This window comes from Streptomyces sp. NPDC093795, from assembly GCF_044764665.1.
Taxonomy (GTDB): domain Bacteria; phylum Actinomycetota; class Actinomycetes; order Streptomycetales; family Streptomycetaceae; genus Streptomyces.
The window spans coordinates 48,191-64,751 of the sequence record NZ_JBIWIO010000007.1 but is presented as its reverse complement, the minus strand read 5'-3'; the positions used below and the strand labels follow the sequence as shown (position 1 = coordinate 64,751).

The 16,561-nt window shown below is 73.1% G+C and carries 12 protein-coding genes; 9 read left to right on the top strand and 3 right to left on the bottom strand.

Translation table 11 applies throughout. From position 1 onward, the window contains the following. Nucleotides 1-1,920, bottom strand: a complete 1,920-nt coding sequence (locus ACIRB7_RS19885; protein ID WP_403600117.1) for an AAA family ATPase — start codon at nt 1,918-1,920, stop codon at nt 1-3. A 309-nt stretch (nt 1,921-2,229) separates the two neighbouring features. Beyond that, nucleotides 2,230-2,859, bottom strand: coding sequence for a uridine kinase (locus ACIRB7_RS19880; protein ID WP_403600115.1), 630 nt, complete (start codon nt 2,857-2,859; stop codon nt 2,230-2,232). 181 nt (nt 2,860-3,040) lie between these two features. On the opposite strand from ACIRB7_RS19880, the gene ACIRB7_RS19875 reads away from it, so the two are divergent. The 7 genes from ACIRB7_RS19875 (at nt 3,041) to ACIRB7_RS19845 (ending at nt 13,388) form a co-directional block, all read left to right on the top strand. Beyond that, the gene (locus ACIRB7_RS19875; protein ID WP_403600113.1) at nt 3,041-4,426 is read left to right on the top strand and encodes a peptidase C39 family protein; all 1,386 of its coding nucleotides are present in this window, start codon (nt 3,041-3,043) and stop codon (nt 4,424-4,426) included. A 169-nt stretch (nt 4,427-4,595) separates the two neighbouring features. After that, nucleotides 4,596-7,778: a DEAD/DEAH box helicase gene (locus ACIRB7_RS19870; protein WP_403600110.1), complete on the top strand. Its 3,183-nt coding sequence runs from the start codon at nt 4,596-4,598 to the stop codon at nt 7,776-7,778. 173 nt (nt 7,779-7,951) lie between these two features. After that, on the top strand, nt 7,952-8,734 hold the full coding sequence (locus tag ACIRB7_RS19865; RefSeq protein ID WP_403600108.1) for an SAM-dependent methyltransferase: 783 nt from the start codon (nt 7,952-7,954) through the stop codon (nt 8,732-8,734). A 270-nt stretch (nt 8,735-9,004) separates the two neighbouring features. Then, nucleotides 9,005-9,154, top strand: a complete 150-nt coding sequence (locus ACIRB7_RS19860; protein ID WP_351216065.1) for an SCO1431 family membrane protein — start codon at nt 9,005-9,007, stop codon at nt 9,152-9,154. A 212-nt stretch (nt 9,155-9,366) separates the two neighbouring features. Then, nucleotides 9,367-10,548 (top strand): acyl-CoA dehydrogenase family protein, encoded by a 1,182-nt coding sequence (locus ACIRB7_RS19855; RefSeq protein ID WP_403600106.1) that lies wholly within the window; start codon nt 9,367-9,369, stop codon nt 10,546-10,548. Nucleotides 10,549-11,148: 600 nt separating this feature from the next. After that, nucleotides 11,149-12,285: a hypothetical protein gene (locus ACIRB7_RS19850; RefSeq protein WP_403600103.1), complete on the top strand. Its 1,137-nt coding sequence runs from the start codon at nt 11,149-11,151 to the stop codon at nt 12,283-12,285. Between the two features lie 11 nt (nt 12,286-12,296). Next, nucleotides 12,297-13,388 (top strand): phosphotransferase family protein, encoded by a 1,092-nt coding sequence (locus tag ACIRB7_RS19845; protein ID WP_403600100.1) that lies wholly within the window; start codon nt 12,297-12,299, stop codon nt 13,386-13,388. Between the two features lie 34 nt (nt 13,389-13,422). Here ACIRB7_RS19845 and ACIRB7_RS19840 read toward each other — a convergent pair whose 3' ends face one another. After that, nucleotides 13,423-13,791 carry a hypothetical protein gene (locus ACIRB7_RS19840; protein WP_403600097.1) on the bottom strand — a complete coding sequence of 123 codons (369 nt, stop codon included), beginning with the start codon at nt 13,789-13,791 and terminating at the stop codon, nt 13,423-13,425. Nucleotides 13,792-14,016: 225 nt separating this feature from the next. Here ACIRB7_RS19840 and ACIRB7_RS19835 point away from each other — a divergent pair, with 225 nt between their 5' ends. Both ACIRB7_RS19835 and ACIRB7_RS19830 read left to right on the top strand, forming a co-directional pair. Continuing rightward, entirely contained in the window at nt 14,017-14,457 is a 441-nt protein-coding gene (locus tag ACIRB7_RS19835) for an Lrp/AsnC family transcriptional regulator (protein WP_073818744.1), read from the top strand. Between the two features lie 77 nt (nt 14,458-14,534). Next, on the top strand, nt 14,535-16,178 hold the full coding sequence (locus tag ACIRB7_RS19830; RefSeq protein WP_403600094.1) for an amidohydrolase: 1,644 nt from the start codon (nt 14,535-14,537) through the stop codon (nt 16,176-16,178). The last annotated feature ends 383 nt before the right edge of the window (nt 16,179-16,561 follow it).

Here is a 16,561-nt window from a genome sequence, read left to right as displayed (position 1 = left end):
CTAGTACCCCGGTGGCTCCTGCTGCGGGCCGCGGTCGACCGGGCCGCGGCCCGACAGGACCTCCCCGTACGCCTGCATGAGGTCGGCGAGCCGGAGGGTGGCGAGGTCCTCCCGGGTCGGGGTGCTGGGGTATCCGGAGAGCCGTAGGTCCCGGTAGGCGCAGGACTTCTCGTACAGGGTGCGCAGGAATCTTCCGTTTCCCAGCTCGTCGATCCAGCCCTGCTCGACGACGTGTCCGCTGATCGAGCGCAGCTCCTCGCGGGCCTCGTCGTCCCAGCCGTCGCCGTTGGCCGCCGCGAGCACCTCGCCGATGGCGGTCAGTTCGAGCGGCCGGTACGAGGGGAAGTCGACCCGGGTGGTGAACCGGGAGGACAGGCCGGGGTTGGTGCTGAGCAGCCGGTCCATGCCCTCGGGGTAGCCGGCCAGGATGACCACGAGGTGGTCGCGGTTGTCCTCGGCCCGTTTGAGGAGGACCTGGAGGGCCTCGTCCCCGTAGGCGTCGCCCTTGCTGTAGCCGGTGTTGGAGAGCGCGTACGCCTCGTCGACGAAGAGCACCCCGCCGACCGCCGAGTCGATCAGCTCGTTGGCCTTGACCGCGGTCTGTCCGAGGAACTCGCCCACCAGATCGGCCCGCTGGGCCTCCACCAGATGGTCCCCGCCGAGCAGCCCGAGTGCGTAGAAGACCCGGCCGAGGATGCGGGCGACCGTGGTCTTCCCGGTGCCCGAGGGCCCGGAGAAGACGAAGTGCCGCTTGGGCGGCTGGACCGGCAGGCCCTGCCCGGCGCGCAGCCGCGCCATCTCCAACTGCGCGGACAGCGCCTTGACCTGGCGCTTCACCGGCTCCATGCCGACCATGCCCTCCAGCTCGCCGAGCGCCTCCGCGAGCAGCACCGGATCGGTGGGGCCCTCGGGGAAACGCGGTGGCCTCGGCTGGGACGGCAGGGGCGCCTTCTGCCGTACGGTCTCCGGCGGCGTGACCGGCGCCACCGGTGGTACGGGCTCGGGCGCGAGCAGCAGTCCGTCGCCCAGGGGCCCCGGATCGGGTTCGGCGCCCGGCGGGGTGTCCACCGCGTCCTGCCCGAGGCCCCCGCCGGCGGTGCCCAGGGCGACCGTCGCGAGCCCGGCCGGGTCGTCCACGCCGTCGTACCCCTCGAAGCCGTCGTACTCGGCGATCGCGGCGAGGCGCGCGGCCGTGTCCATGAACGTCGGGTCGATCCGGTGCACGGCCCGGTAGAGCGGCAGGGCGGCGGCGCTGCGCCCGGTGCCCTCGTGGGCGCGGGCGAGCCAGTAGCGCAGCTCCTTGCGCTGGGGCTGCTCGCTGCGGCACCGCATCAGCGAGGCCGAGAGCAGCGGTTCGGCCTGGCCGTACATCTCAAGGCGCACCCGGGCCATGCCGCCGAAGAGACCGGCCTCGATGCCGAGGAGCGGGTCGTCGACGAGGGTCTCGGTGTGCCGGACGAGCTGGTCCCAGTCCTTGACGAGATAGGCACGGCAGGCGTGCAGGAAGCGCACCTGGGGATCCGTGTCGACCGGGGGGAGCCCCGCGAGGGCCCGGTCGAGCTCCGGTACGTGGCGTCCGTCGAGCCAGTGGGAGGCGTGCGCGAGCAGCAGGTCGCGCGAGCTCTCCAGGACGGGCTGCACCCACCAGCCGAGCCAGTACCAGGAGTTGAGGGTGCGCCGGTACCGGGCCCGCTGCTCGCCGAAGCGGTCGCGGTTGCGGTACATGCGCAGCAGCGCGGTCGTGGTGTCGACCCGGAGCGCGTGCAGCCCGAGCCAGGCGTCCGCCATCCCGGGGTCGATCCGTACCGCCGTCCGGAACTCGTCCTCCGCCTGCGGATAGGCGCCCATCGTGTAGGCGTCGACTCCGCGCAGCCAGGCGAGCTCGGCCGGGGCCTGCGCGCCCTGCGTGCCGATGTCCATCGGGTCCCCCACAACCGTCTTCGCATGGACGGGATTTGACCGCACCTGGGGGCATCGTACCTGCGCAGGGGGTGCGCGCTTAAGGAGAAGCACATGATCCGGAAGTGGTGACCCTGGGTGATCGGCAGGGGTCGTGGAGGGCCTCGGAGAGGGCCGTGAGGGGCAGAACGAAGCCCCCGATCACGGGGGAACAACCGGGGGCTTCGTGTCTGCGGCGGCTCCGAAAAGCCGCACATTCAGAACGTAAGACCTTTACGCCCCTTGGGTCAAGCGGAGTTGAGGCACTTGCGAAAGCGGACTTTCGGCCCCTCAGTTCACGGACATGAAGCCGTCACGGTACGTGATGATCTGGTCCGCGCCCGCTGTCACACCGGGACCGGGAAGCCAGTCGTACCCCGTCCGGCACTCCCGTACCAAGGTGTCGGCGTGGGGCCGGGAGGGGTCCTCGGCGAAATGGCGAGTCTCCGCCACGGTCCAGTCGTCCCAGAAGGCGGCCTGCTCCGGACCGTCCCGGTGCCGGCCCCGCGCCCAGGACTCCTCGGGGCCGCGCTCCATCCACAGCAGCCACGCCAGGAGCGGCCGCACCACCTGCCGACCGACGCCGACGCCCTCGACGAGCACGACGGGGGCCGGGGCGAGCGCGCGGGCCTCCCCGAAGCGCCTCAGCCGCCAGTCGTACGGGTGGTAGGACGCCGTCTCGCCTCGCGAGAGGGGATCGAGGACCTGCTCCCGCAGCCGGCCGTCCCAGGCGAACAGCTCCTCGTGGGTGGCGAGGTCGTCGAGGTGGAGGACGGGGGCGTCCCCCAGGGCGGCGGAGAGGCGGGCCGCGAGGGTCGACTTGCCGGAGCCCGCGTGGCCGTCGACCCCGATCAGCCGGACCGGCCCACAGGAGGGCGGCAGCCGGAGCAGCGCGTGCGCCGCGCGGTCGAGGTCGTTCATGGGCCCAGGGTAGGGGAGGGGGACCGCCGCAGGTCAGGAAGGTACCGTCGTCACCGGTCGAGACCAATATTGGTAGGGCGACGCGGGGGCGAAGTGCTGGCGGAGCCCCGCCGGGAGCCGCGATAGTGGGCCCGCGCAGCAGGTCCGTACGCCCACCGTTCTCGACTGGGGGTCACCGCCCATGACCAGCTCCACCCCGCGCAGAACCGTCCTCGCCGCGGCCCTCGCGGCGGCCGGAACGGCCGCCACCGCGACGTCGGCCGTGGCCGCCACCGCCGACTGCGACCCGTCCGCCGCACTGGCCTCCGCGCCAGGCCTCGCCCCCGCCCCCGTGCCCGGCCTCGTCGACAACCGCTTCTGGTCCACGTACACGGACTGGAGATGCGGCAGCGCCGCCGGCACCAGGGCGGTCGCCGGCCGCCGCCCCGGCCTCGTCCTCGACGCCCCCGCCGGTCGCACCGACTACACCGACCCGCACACCGGCCGGACCTCCCCCTGGGAGTACGCGACCTGGACCTCGCCGGTCCACACCCCGACCGTGCCCGCCACCGAGGTCATCGCCTCCTGGAACGCCCACACCCCGCCCGGCACCTGGCTCCAGGTCGAGCTGTCCGGCACCTACTCCGACGCCACCGCCACCCCCTGGTACGTCCTGGGCCGCTGGGCCTCCGGCGACGGCGACATCCGGCGCACCTCCGTCGACGACCAGACCGACGGCCGGAGCACCGTGTGGACCGACACCTTCGCGATCGACGACGCGGCGAGCGGGCTGCGCCTTGTCTCGTACCGGCTGCGCCTGACGCTGTACCGAACCCCGGGGAGCGCCCTCACCCCCACGGTCTGGCGGCTGGGCGCGATGGCCTCGGACGTCCCGGACCGCTTCACGGTCCCGGCCTCGGCGCCGGGCCCCGCCCGCGAGCTGATCGTGCCGCGCTACTCGCAGAACACCCACGTCGGGCAGTACCCCGAGTACGACAACGGCGGCGAGGCCTGGTGCAGCCCCACCTCCTCCCAGATGATCATCGAGTACTGGGGGCGCCGCCCGTCGGCCGAGCAGCTGGCCTGGGTGAACCCGGCCTTCGACGACCCCCAGGTCTGCCACGCGGCCCGCTACACCTACGACCACCAGTACCAGGGCTGCGGCAACTGGCCCTTCAACGCCGCCTACGCGGCCACCTACCCCGACATGAACGCCGTGGTCACCAGGCTGCGCTCGCTCACCGAGCTGGAGAGCCTGGTCCTGGCCGGCATCCCGGCCATAACGTCCCAGTCGTTCCGCACAGAGGAACTGACGGGCGCCGGCTACGGCACGGCGGGCCACCTCATGACCGTCATCGGCTTCACGGCGGACGGCGACATCATCGCCAACGACCCGGCCTCACCCAGCAACGAGGCCGTCCGCCGGATCTACCGCCGACGCGAGTGGGAGAACATCTGGCTCCGCACGAAGCGCTACGACGCGAACGGAAAGGTGAGAAGCGGTACGGGTGGTGTCTGCTACCTCTACTGGCCGTCCAGGCCGACACCGACCCAGCATCGCGCACTAGAGGCGCTCGGCCTGGCGTGAGTAGGAGCGAGCCCCCGGTCGTCTCGACGACCTGACGGCACCGCTCCCGGCATACGGTGGTGCGGTGCTGCCAGGTTTGCTCCGCAGGTCCGAGACGTGGGAGCCGCTTGATCGGGGGAAACCTCGCGAACCGCGTGCGGACGATGATCACGGATGGCACAGTCACACCATGCGCAGTGACGAGGCCAGCGTGCAGGGATCGGTCACCGACCTGGCGCAGGAGCGGTGGGGGATCACGCTGGGCGGAGAGTTCCCGGCGCGGTTCGCGGAGCCGGGATGGACCTATGAGGAGACCGTCGACCGTCGCTGCCCCGCGTGCGGCGGTGAACTGCACGCCCTCCGCAGACCGTACGAGTCCCAGGGGCGCACCTACCAGTACACGGCGCTTGTCTGCCCTGCCTGTCCCCTCGCCTTCACCCTCGCGGACCTCGGGGTGAAGCGGTACGACGAGCTGACCGTCGCCGTGCCCCGCCAGGCCGGGCAGGCACCCCGACGCCGGCCGGGGCCCGTGCCCCTTGGGGCGCGTGCGGACGGGCCGGGGGTCCTCGTGACCGCGATCGTCAAGGGTCCGGCGCAGCCGCGTCCGGGGGTGCGCGCGGACCGTGGCCCGGCGTGGCCGGAGGACCTGGTCGTGCCCGACGCGGCCGAGCAGCGGGCCTTGTCGTGGTGGAAGGTCGCGGATCCCGCGTGGCGCCCGCCCGACGCGGCGCTCACGGCGGCCGAGGACGTGCGGGTGATCCTCCCCGAAGGTCCGGAGTACGAGGCGCTGCGGGTGTGGCTGAAGGAGCGGGACGTTCCGTACCGGGTCAGTCGGTACTGGGAGGAGGCCGGTCAGGTCGGCACGGTCACCGACACCGGCGGCCGTACGGAGCTGGTCGCGGTCGGTCTGGACGGCGCGGCCCCCGCCCCAGGGCCCTGGGCGGTGGCGGCTCGGGACGCCTTCGCCGCCCAGTGGGACGCGCTGGAGGAGCTGCCGGACGGTGACGGCGACGCGTATGTGCCCGTCGGTGAACTGGTGCCGTCCGAGTGGGCCGGGCTGCTGCCGCACCCGTCGTTCAACCCGGTGCAGGCCGCCGCCGTCCCGGTGGTGCTCGAGGGCACCGGCCATCTGGTCGTGGTCGCGCCGACGGGCGCGGGGAAGACCCCGATCGGGATGGTCGCGGCGCTGGAGGCCCACGCCCGCGGACGCAAGGCGGCCTGGCTGGTGCCGCAGCGCTCGCTCACCGACGAACTCGACCGCGAGCTCCAGCTGTGGCGGAGCCGCGGACTGCGGGTGGTGCGCCTGACCGGTGAGGCCGCGGTGGACACGGAGTTGATCCGGTCGGCCGACGTATGGGTGGCCACCACCGAGAAGTTCGAGGCGATCTGCCGTGCGGGCTCGCTGCGGGACGCGCTCGCGGAGGTCGGCTGCCTGGTGGTCGACGAGATCCACCTGCTCGGCGATCCGACCCGCGGAGCCGTACTGGAGGCGTTGCTCGCCCGCGTACGGGAGGACAGCACGGCCACCCGGATCGTCGGCCTCTCCGCGACGGTCGCCAACGCGGACGAGGTCGCCCAGTGGCTGGGCGCCCGCCTGGTCCGTACGACGTGGCGGCCCACGCGGCTCACCTGGCAACTGCCCCTCCTGCCCCCGGTCGACGAGACGGATTGGGCGAAGCGGGCCGCCGTCCGCACCGAGGCCGCCGTACGCATCGCCCGGCAGGTCACCGCGGACAGCGGCAGCGTCCTCGTCTTCTGCGGCAGCAAGCGCCGGGTACGGTCCACCGCGCTCGCGCTGGCCGCCGACCGGGGCGTGCCCACCGCTGGTGTGGACGCCGACGACGCCGAAGCGGTGGAGCGGTTGTGCACCAAGGCCGGGGTACGGCTTCACTATCGGGACTGGCCGTACAAGCGGGAGGCCGAGCAGGCGTTCCGTGCCCGTGAGGCGGAGATCCTGGTCGCTACCTCCACGGTCGCGGCCGGCGTCAACCTCCCCGCCCGCGCGGTGATCGTCTGCGACACCACCCTCGGCCTGGACCGCGTCGAGGTGTCGATGGTCCAGCAGATGTTCGGGCGTGCCGGGCGCATCGGCGCCGGAGAGCGCGAGGGCTGGGCGTTCCTGCTCACCGACCCGGCCGAACGGGCGCACTGGCAGGCCCGGCTGGCCGCCGGATACACCGTACGGTCGCGACTGGACGAGCACCTGGCCGACCACCTGCTCGCCGAGGCCGTGCAGGAGCGTCTTTCGACCCTCGAAGAGGCGGAACGCTGGTGGGCCGGGACGTTCGCCGCCCATCAGGGGCACGACAGCGTGGAGCCTCTGCACGAGGCGGCACAGTTCCTCGCCTCGGTGGGCTGCCTGCGGCCCGCCGTCGACGAGGACCGCCTGGAGCCCAGCGCGCTGGGCCGGCTGACCAGTCGCTTCATGGTCGATGCCACGATCGCCGAGGGCCTGTCGACGGCATTGCGGCAGGCCCCGGTACCCGAAGACCCGCTCACCGCCGAGCAGTTGCTCGGGGCCCTGCTCAGCACCTGCCTGCCCGTGCTCGAACAGGCGCCGTTCACCGAGAGGGCGAAGGCTGCCCTGCGCCGAGTTCTGCGTGAGACCGAGCACGCGGACGACGAGACGGACGACCCCTGGGGGTTGGGCCCGGCGGAGGAACCGGCCCCGGCCGAAGACGAGCAGCGGCCACAGGCCGGAGATCTCGCCCGCGCGGTCCTGCTCCTCGCGGCGACCCGTCCGCGCCTCTTCCGCGGCCGCCCCACTTATGTCCTCGGTATCCCCATGGACTCCATGATCGGCATCCTGGAGGAGGCCCAGCGCTATCTGGCCTGGCTCGGCGCCCAGGGCCCCCTCGGCACTGTCCACCCCTGGGTGGCCGTCGTCGCCGCCGACCTTTCGCTTCGCATCCGTTGGCGCACGCTGGGGGCCGGCCGAGGGGCCGGACGCCTCCTCTGGATGTGCGAGCGCATGGCCACGGCCCCGCTCGCGCCCGGCCTCGTCCCGCGCATGTGGAACGCGGCCCGGGCCCGCGGCATCGACGCGCCCGACTGGAACGGCACGACTCCGCCGAGCGACTGCGCACTCTCCCCGGACCGCTACCACGCCCTCCTCGCGGAGCGCGCCACCGGCACGCGCCTCACCCTCCAGGACGACACGGTCCGGGTATGGGCCCCGCCCGGATCGGTGATCCGTCTGTGGAACGGTGCGACCACCACTCTGCACCTCGCCGACGGTGAGGAGACCACGCTGCTCGTTCCACCGGCCGACCCGGCCGACTCGTCGGCAGGGTGCTGCGGCGCGGCCGTCTTCACCCGCGGTGACCGGCTGGCGGCAGGATGGCTCGGAGCGTACGCGGCGATACGCGCCTGACCGGGACAGCCGCGTGAGGGTGGGGCGGGCGCGATGTACTCGCCGACCCTGCACGTCCAGCCGGACGGCTCGGTCCGGACGCCAGAACCGCACTGACCAGGGGGCATTGTCGCCGGCGTCCAAGGGTGCGTACGCGTAAGGGAGTTGCCCAGGCGCTGCGATACGTTGAGGACGTGACCGACATCGAATCGCGCATTGACACGTCCCGGCCGCACACCGCCCGGATATGGAACTACTGGACCGGCGGCAAGGACAACTACCCGGTCGACCGGGAGGCCGGCGACCAGATCAGGAAGCTGCATCCCGGCATCGGGGATTACGCGAAGGCGGACCGGCTGTTCCTGGGAAGGGCGGTGCGGTACCTGGCCGAGAAGGAGGGCATCCGGCAGTTCCTGGACATCGGGACGGGCCTGCCGAGTGCCGACAACACGCACGAGGTCGCCCAGCGCGTCGCCCCCGACACGCGTGTCGTGTACGTGGACAACGATCCGCTCGTACTGGCGCACGCCCGTGCCCTGCTGGTGGGGACGCCCGAGGGCCGCACCGACTACCTGGACGCCGACCTGCGGGACGTCGACACGATCCTCGCCGCCGCGGCCAAGACGCTGGACCTCTCGCAGCCGGTCGCGCTGATGCTGCTCGGCGTCGTCATCTTCGTCGAGGACGACGAGGAGTCGTACGCGATCGTCCGCCGGCTCATGGACGCGCTCGCACCCGGCAGCCACCTCGCCCTCTCCCACACGGTCACCCACCCCGACATGCCGGACGTCGACTCGGCGGTGGCGTTCTGGAACGAGCACGGCACGCCGAAGCTCACGCAGCGGACCCCTGCCGCCGTCGCGCGCTACTTCGACGGCCTGGAGCTGCTCGCGCCCGGGGTGGTGTCCTGCTCCGCGTGGCGGCCGGAGACGCCGACACCGGACGTCGCGATGTACGCGGGCGTCGGTCGCAAGTGACGGTGGGCGTGTGCCGTAAGTGATGGCGGGCGCGGGCCGTCCCTGCGTCCGCACGCCTGGGAAAGCGGCTCCGCGCCCAGCGCTGCCGCGCGAGCGGCAAAGTGGTCTCCGGCACAGGAGGGGTCTGTTCCTCTCCTTCCCGGAGTGGCCCTCGCCCGTGCGGCACAAGGCTCTCGTGGCACTCGGCATTGTCCGACGCGGTGGCGCGAGCCCCGGGGACGTGACCGACGTCCTACCCCGGGGCCGCCCCCGTACCGCAAGGTGGTCGCCATGACCTCCACGACCCACTCCCGCCTCTTGTTCCGCGCCCGGACGGGCGGCCCGAAGGACGATCAGGGCCCCAAGGTCCTCGAGCACGTCCTCGGCTGGACCCTCGTCGTCCTCCTCGCCATGCTCGTCACCCGGGCCGGACTCATGTGAGCCGGGGCTGCGGCCGAGGCCGTGGCTGGGGCGTGTCCGTGCCCGTAACCGTGCCCGTGCCCGTAACCCTGCCCGTGGCCCCGCCCCCGGGTCCTCCCCAGGCGTCCGTGTGAGCGGTCGGCGGCCCACGTGATCCCCGGGCCTCGAACGGGCATACTCCCGGCGATCCCGCGCGCGGCACGCCCGCGCCCGGCAGGGAGGAGTGCCCGGCCATGGCAGCCGAGAGGAACGCGGACGGTGTGGAACGCCGACTGCCCACCGACGAGGCCCGCGAGCTGCTCGCCCTGACGCGTGACATCGCCCGCCGCGAGATCGCGCCGCGCGCCGCCGAGGAGGAGGCCGCAGGACGCTTCCCGCGCGAGCTGTTCACGCTGCTGTCCCGCTCCGGACTGCTCGGGCTGCCCTACGACCCCGAGTACGGCGGGGGCGGCCAGCCGTACGAGGTCTACCTCCAGGTACTCGAAGAGCTCGCCGCCGCCCGGCTCACCGTCGGGCTCGGGGTCAGCGTCCACACCCTCTCCTGCCACGCGCTCGCCCGCTTCGGCACCGAGGAGCAGCGGGCCGCCCATCTGCCCGCCATGCTGGGCGGCGGCCTCCTCGGCGCCTACTGCCTCTCCGAGCCCTCCGCCGGATCCGACGCGGCCGCGCTGCGCACCCGGGCCGTCCGCGAGGGCGACGGCGGCGACTGGGTGATCGACGGCACGAAGGCCTGGATCACCCACGGCGGTATCGCCGACTTCTACACGGTCATGGCCCGTACCGGCGGCGCCGGGGCGCGGGGGATCACCGCCTTCCTGGTGCCGGGGGACGCGCCGGGACTGAGCGCTGCCCCGCCCGAGCGGAAGATGGGCATGACCGGCTCGCCCACCGCGCAGCTCCACCTCGACGGTGTACGGGTGTCCGACGCGCGGCGCCTCGGCGCGGAGGGGCAGGGTTTCGCCCTCGCCCTCGACGCGCTGGACTCGGGGCGGCTCGGCATCGCCGCCTGCGCGGTCGGGCTCGGCCAGGCGGCCCTGGACGAGGCCGTGGCGTACGCCAGGGAGCGCCGCCAGTTCGGTCGGCCGATCGCCGACTTCCAGGGGCTCCGCTTCCTCCTCGCGGACATGGCGACCCGGGTCGAGGCGGGCAGGGCGCTGTACCTGGAGGCGGCGCGGCTCCGCGACGAGGGGCGGCCCTTCGGCCGGTGCGCGGCGATGGCCAAGCTGTTCTGCACGGACGCCGCCATGCAGGTCACGACGGACGCGGTGCAGGTGCTTGGCGGGTACGGCTACACGGCGGACTTCCCCGTGGAGCGGTATCTGCGGGAGGCGAAGATGCTCCAGATCGTCGAGGGGACCAATCAGATCCAGCGGGTGGTCATCGCCCGTCACCTGGTCGGACCAGAATCCCGCTGACGCGCACGGTGCGGTCGGCCCAGACGGGGCCGGCGGCGAGCCGGGCCCACTCCTGGTCGCGGTGGCCCGGGAGGGTACGGCCCTGGCTCGCCCAGAGGGAGAGCACGGCCCGGTAGATGGGCGGATCGGCGGGCAGGCGGGGCGGAGCCGCCGCCTGTGCCGGTACGGGGACGGGCGGCGGCCCCGATGCCGGCGGCGGGACGGTCGGTGTCCGTGCGGGCGCGGGTGAAGGCGCCGGATGAGGAACCGATTCTTCAAGGCGCGGCGCGGCCTGTCGGTGGCGACCGACACCGCTGGGAGTGGTGTACAGCGTGGTCATGCCCGGACCAACGCGCCCCGGCGGCCGTGGTCACCCCTGTACGGATTCGAGCGGAAGTTCGCCCGGTGCCCGGTGCCCGGTGCCCGGTGCCCGGTGCCCGGTGCCCGGTGCCCGGTGCCCATGCCCGGAGCATCCGGTAGCCAATATCCAATATCCAATATCCGATAGCCAGTAGTCGCGTCCGGGTCCGTCCCCCCTGCACGACCCTGGCCCCCCGCCCCAAACCTGACGTACCGTCAGTTCCCCCGCCGCAAAGCCATCAGTCGCCCAGGAGGTCCGCCATGTCCGTGCACCGGCACGTCGACGACCGGCCCGTACCGCTCGACGAATACCCCGTGCACCAGGCCCCGCTCTCGATGAAGCACCACATCAGCGGTGACCGCAACGCCTACGACCGGTGCATCTTCCACGTCTTCGACCACACCGGCCGTGCCCTGCTCATCGCCGGTCTCGGCGTCTACCCCAACACCGGGGTCATCGACGCCTACGCCACCCTCCGCGTCGGCGACCGGCTGCACGCCGTCCGCGCCTCCGACGCCCTCGGCGACGACCGAACGAACCTCTCCGTCGGTCCGTTCACCCTCACCGTCGACGAACCCCTCAAGCGGCTCTCCCTGCGCTGCGCGGCCGATCCCGACGACGCCGACGGCCTCTCGTACGACCTCGCCTGGACCGGTGATTTCCCCGCCGTCTGGGAGCCCCACCACACCCAGCGCCACGGCGGCCGGCTCACCCTCGAAGGCCGCCGCTTCGTCCAGGCCGGGCGCTGCGCGGGCGCCATCAGGGCCGGTGGCGAGGAGTTCACGGTCACCCCGGGGGAGTGGACCGGCACCCGCGACCGCAGCTGGGGAGTCCGCCCGATCCCCGGCGAAGAGCCCGGCCGCGCCGCCGAGTTCCGCCCCGAGGGCTTCCACTGGCTCTGGATCCCGATGCGCTTCGAGGACCGCTTCCTCATGGTCGTCACCCAGGAGGACGCCGACGGCTACCGCACCCTCAACGAGGCCCTGCTCGTACGGAACGGCCACCGCGACACCCAACTCGGCTGGCCCCGCACCGAGATCACCTACCGCCCCGGCACCCGCCACCCGGAACGGGCCACCGTCCACCTCACCGACCCGACCGGCAAACCCCTGGAGATCGGCGTCGAGATCCTCGCCTCCTCCCCGCTCGCCGTCGGCGCGGGCTACCCGCCCGCCACCGACTGGCAGCACGGCACCTGGCAGGGCCGCGGCTGGATCGACCGGCGGGTGTACGACCTCTCGGACCCGGCGGCGCATCCCATGGCCGCGTACGGCGTCACCGACCACGCCGCCCGCTTCACCCTCGACGGCCACACCGGCCACGGCGTCTTCGAGCACGGCTCCTTCGGCCGCCACGACCCCAGCGGCTTCACCGACCACACCTCGACCGCCCCGTAGGGAGCTGCCCGATGGCCACCGCGCCCCGCCCCCGCACCACCACCCGGGACCCCGAGGAACTCGGTCGGCGGCTCACCGCCTGGCTGGACCGGCGTCTGCCCGGGGCCCGCGTCACCGGTCTCGCCGCCCCCGACTCCAACGGCATGTCCAGTGAGACCCTGCTCTTCGACCTCGACCACCCCGAGGCCCCGGTACGCGGCTGCGCCCTGCGGCTGGCCGCCGACCCCGCCGCGTACACCGTGTTCCCCGTCTACGACATGGCCCGGCAGCACCGGGTCATGCGCCTGGTCGGCGAGCACACCGACGTCCCCGTACCGCGCGTGCTCTGGCTGGAGGAGGACCCGGGGCCGCTCGGCGCCCCCTTCTTCGTGATGGCCCGCGCCGAGGGCCGTGTCCCGCCGGACGTCATGCCCTACACGTACGAGGGGAACTGGCTGCACTCCGCCACCGACGCCGAACGCGCCCGGCTCGAAGCCGAGTCCGTCTCCGTACTGGCCAGGCTCCACGACCAGTTCCCGGTGAAGGAGGCCGAGTTCCTGCTGCCGGACGGCGCCGGAACCCCTTTGCGCCGCCATGTCGACGCCCAACGCGCCTACTACGCCTGGGTGGTGGACGGCCTCGCGCCCTCACCGCTCATCGAGTCGGCCTTCGACTGGCTGGAGGCGCACTGGCCGGCCGACGAGGGCCCCGCCGTCCTGGGCTGGGGCGACGCGCGGATCGGGAACATCGTCTACGACGGATTCACCCCCGCCGCCGTCCTCGACTGGGAGATGGCGGCCTGCGTCCCGCGCGAGGTGGACCTCGGCTGGACGGTCTACCTCCACCGCTTCTTCCAGGACCTGACCGTCGGCTTCGGCAAACCCGGCCTGCCCGGCTTCCTGCGGCGCGACGCGGTCGAGCGGCGTTACGCCGAGCTCACCGGCCACACCCCGCGCCACATGGAGTTCCACACCCTCTACGCGGCGCTGCGGCACGCGATCGTCATGCTCAGGATCGCGTACCGGCAGGCCCACTTCGGCGAGGTCGAGGTACCCGCGGACCCCGACGGCCTGATCCTGCACCACGCCACCCTGGCGGCGATGGTGCGGGGAAGCTACTGGTGAGCGGAGGGGCGCGGAGGCCCCGTCCGGACGGGATCTAGGCCGCGCGCCGCATCTGCGGCACCCGCATCGGACGCGAGCCCGGACCGCCGACGTGCGAGAAGGGCTGCGTACGCCAGTCGAGGCCCTGGGGGAGCGTCAGGAGCAGCGCGGTGTCCTGCTCCTGGACCTCCAGGGTGTCGTCGGCCGGACGGGCCTCGGTCGCGGACAGGCCCGTGCCCGGGCAGACCGTCAGGACGAACGGGTTCCACGCCGTGGGGCACAGCGCGTGCTCCGGCAGCGCGTCCTCGTCCGCGAGCAGCGCGATGGGCTGCACGCACTCCGGGCAGATGACCCGGAACATCTCAAAGGTGTCGTACGCGTCGAGCTCGTCGGACGTGTCGACCGAATCAACAGGCTCCTGCATGGAGAATCTCCCCCTCGGGTGGGTCGGCCGGATCTGTGCGGCCTCGACCACAGCAAGCACTTCCCATACGGCCGTCCGCATAATCGTGTGGCAGTACCCGAGGGCGGACGCAAACCTGTGGCGTTCGTCACATGCATGTCGCAGGTGCCCCGTGGCCGCCCATACCGCCCGATAGCGGCCGCCCCCGGCGGTGCCCCTTCCTGCCGGGCGCAATAGGGTCACCGCATGGAGGAGCTGGATCGTCAGATCGTCGAGTTGCTCGTCAAGGACGGGCGCATGAGCTACACCGATCTGGGCAAGGCCACGGGCCTGTCCACGTCGGCGGTGCATCAGCGCGTCCGCCGTCTGGAGCAGCGCGGAGTCATCCGCGGCTACGCGGCCGTGGTCGACCCGGAGGCCGTGGGCCTTCCGCTGACCGCCTTCATCTCGGTCAAACCCTTCGACCCCAGCTCCCCCGACGACACCCCCGACCGGCTCGCCGACATCCCGGAGATCGAGGCCTGCCACAGCGTCGCCGGCGACGAGAACTACATCCTCAAGGTCCGCGTCGCCACCCCGCTGGAGCTCGAGCACCTGCTCAGCCGCATCCGCTCCCAGGCCGGCGTCTCCAGCCGTACGACCGTGGTCCTCTCCACGCCGTACGAGGCCAGGCCGCCGCGTATCTGACATGCCCTGGGGGTCCCCCGGGTGTTCCGGGGGACCTGGCGGACAAACCGGGTCCGGCCAGGTCATAGCCTGGTCGCATGAGTGAGTCCATGCCTGCTGCGTCTCCCGCCGAACACCGCACCGTGCTGCTGCGCGGTGGCGAAGTCCACAGCCCCGCCGACCCCTTCGCCACCGCCATGGTGGTGGAGCGCGGGCACATCGCCTGGGTCGGCTCGGAGGGCGCGGCCGACGCCTTCGCCTCCGGCGTGGACGACGTGGTCGACCTGGAGGGCGCGCTCGTCACCCCGGCGTTCGTCGACGCCCATGTGCACACCACGGCCACCGGGTTCGCCCTCACCGGCCTCGACCTCTCCACCGCCACCTCGCTCGCGGAGGCGGCGGCGGAGATCCGCGCCCACGCCGCCGCCCGCCCCGAGGACCGCATCCTCATCGGTCACGGCTGGGACGCCTCCCGCTGGCCCGAGCGCCGGCCGCTCACCCGCGCCGAACTCGACGAGCTCACCGGCGGCCGCCCGCTCTACCTCACGCGTATCGACGTCCACTCGGCCGTCGTCACCACCGCGCTCCTCGACCTCGTCCCCGGCGTCCGTGACCTGGACGGCTTCCACGACGGGCAACGGCCGCTCACCGGTGACGCCCATCACGCCGTGCGCGCCGCCGCCTTCGCCGCCGTCTCCGCGCGCCAGCGCACCGAGGCCCAGCGCGCCGCACGCGCGCGTGCCGCCTCCCTCGGCATCGGCACCGTGCACGAGTGCGGCGGCCCGCGGATCTCCTCCGAGGAGGACTTCACCGGCCTCCTGGACCTGGCCCGCGACGAGGCCGGGCCCCGCGTCGTCGGCTACTGGGCCGACCTGGACGTCGAGCGGGCCCGCGCACTCGGTGCCCTCGGTGCGGCCGGTGACCTCTTCGCCGACGGCTCCCTCGGCTCCCACACGGCCTGCCTCCACGAGCCGTACGCGGACCACGCCGACGCCGGCCACACGGGCGCCGCCCACCTGGACGCGGCCACCGTCGCCCTCCATGTCGTGGCCTGCACCGAGGCGGGCCTCCAGGCGGGCTTCCATGCCATCGGGGACGCCGCCGTGACCGCCGTCGTCGAGGGCGTCAGGGCGGCCGCGGAGAAGCTCGGCCTGGCCAGGATCCGGGCCGCCCGGCACCGCGTCGAGCACGTCGAGATGCTCACCCCCGAGACCATCGCCGCCTTCGCCGAGCTCGGCCTCACCGCCTCGGTCCAGCCCGCCTTCGACGCGTTCTGGGGCGGCGAGGAGGGCATGTACGCCGACCGGCTCGGCGTCGAGCGGGCCCGCACCCTCAACCCGTACGCGGCGCTCCTGCGCGCCGGTGTGCCGCTGGTCTTCGGCTCCGACAGCCCGGTCACCCCGCTCGACCCCTGGGGCGCCGTCCGGGCCGCCGCCTTCCACCGCACCCCGGAGCACCGGATCTCGGTCCGGGCCGCCTTCACCGCGCACACCAGGGGCGGCTGGAGGGCCGTGGGCAGGGACGACGCCGGGACGCTCGTCCCCGGCGCCCCCGCCGACTACGCCCTCTGGCGCACCGAGGAACTCGTCGTCCAGGCCCCCGACGACCGGGTGGCCCGCTGGTCCACCGACCCGCGATCCGGGACGCCCGGTCTGCCCGATCTGTCCCCCGGTGTCGATCTTCCCGTCTGTCTCCGTACGGTCGTGCACGGCCGGACGGTGTTCGTACGGCCGAACGAGTGATGTAGGGATATGTCCTACCTGTGACCCTCGTCCGTACGGCTGTCCCCGACCTGGGGATCTTCCCCTCCGGCCTGGCCTTTTGGTACGTCTCCGCAGGTCAAGCCGGTATTGACAGCCGACCGCCAGGGGCGGGTAGGTTCTCCGCGTCCACCACAGGACGTCCGACCGGACCGCCGCCCCCTCGCCATCGCCGAACGCCGCCCGCGCCTCGGCCGCGAGGGAAGGTTTCTCCGGCGGAAGGTGCGACCCGGGTGGGGCCCGGACGTTCAGTAGACAACGGCTCTCGGTCGACCCGCAGCCAGCGGATCCCAGGTCGGACCGAAGGACGTCGGGCCCCGCACCGCACCGCGGCCGTGCGGATCGCGAGGGCCCGCCCCCCAGGT